Source organism: Cellvibrio mixtus subsp. mixtus J3-8, assembly GCF_000766945.1.
In the GTDB taxonomy this organism is placed as follows: domain Bacteria; phylum Pseudomonadota; class Gammaproteobacteria; order Pseudomonadales; family Cellvibrionaceae; genus Cellvibrio; species Cellvibrio mixtus_A.
Window position 1 is genome coordinate 1 of the sequence record NZ_ALBT01000140.1, and the last position, 1362, is coordinate 1362.

Below are 1362 nucleotides of genomic sequence, written 5' to 3' on the forward strand. Positions count from 1 at the left end.
AACCCGGTGACTTGCCGTTATGACAGCAGCAACTGCGGCTTCTGGGATTTGCGTAATAACAATGTGAAATCGCCAGCGGATTTTGCAACCTACAACATCACCTGGAGCAGCGGCGGCACCATCGATGCAACCAACTGGACAACCACCGCACCATTTCCAATCAGCATTCCTTACAGCTATTCACCGGTGTCTCCACAATGTGTGAAAGACAAGCTCGCGCAAGTTGCTGGTGTTGGAAAAAATAATGCGCAATTAAATGCATCTGTGTGCGGAACAACAACTTCATCGTCGTCTGCCCCGAGCTCTGTTGCAGCAACGTCTTCCAGTAAATCCTCAAGCTCTATTGCGATTGTTTCTTCCAGCAAATCGTCCAGTTCTGCGGTAGCAACGTCATCGAGCAAATCCTCGATTGTTTCATCGAGCAAATCGTCCAGCTCGATTGCCGCAACGTCGTCCAGTAAATCATCAAGCAGTACACCGAATACATCCGGTAATTGCAGTTACGCAATTGTGAATAACTGGGGCTCAGGTTTTGTGGGCGCGATTCGCATTACCAATAAAGGCACCAGCGCCATTAACGGATGGAATGTCAGCTGGAAATATTCCAACGGCACCACCCTGAGTGGTACCTGGAACGCTAACTTCTCAGGCAGTTATTCAGCGAGCAACTTGAGTTGGAATGCGGTTATCCAGCCTGGACAAACCGTAGAGTTCGGTTTCCAGGGCAACCACACCAGCGCAGAAATTCCGGTAGTCACCGGGTCGGTCTGTAATTAATTTCCATGGTTTGCTAATGCGAAAAAAGCTGATGGTGTAAATGCCATCCGCTTTTTTTATTGATGAATGAAGGCCAGGAATAGCATTTCACTTGGGCAAAAAAATCCCGCTATGTACCCCGTGTTTAACATAATTGTAACGATTGGAAACGACACGGTGCTGACGCTGGATTTTCTTTTGCGTAAGTGCAAGAATAAAAACCCCGACACTCAGCCGTTACTGAATGTCGCTCCGCTGTGAGTAGATTTATCCTGATTAGCTGTGTTGTAGATCGCGATGTTTCTTCAGGCAGCCAAAAAAGAAGAAGCAAAATAAAAATATAAAAATAATAGTAAGTGCATTATCTCTATCGGAATTACCCTTGCGTCACCGCTTGGTTTCGGTCAATCCGTCTAACTTTAATAACTAAGACGAGATTGTAATTATGCTACGCATTAAACCAACAACTGCAAAAAGCTCTGGCTTTATCTTGAAAGTAACCGCTGTTGCTATCGCCCTTTTTAGTGGTAGCGCCATGGCAGCCAGCACCGGCGGTTTTTCTACAACCGATGGCGGTAACGTTAGCGGTGCAAAATCATTTACTGC

The 1362-nt window shown here is 46.3% G+C and carries 1 protein-coding gene; it reads left to right on the forward strand.

Annotated elements, in window-relative coordinates; all coding sequences use genetic code 11:
* Positions 1–777, forward strand: a 777-nt coding sequence (locus A596_RS05015; RefSeq protein WP_200882871.1) for a cellulose binding domain-containing protein, incomplete at its 5' end; no start/stop codon positions are given.
* Positions 778–1362 lie beyond the last annotated feature (585 nt).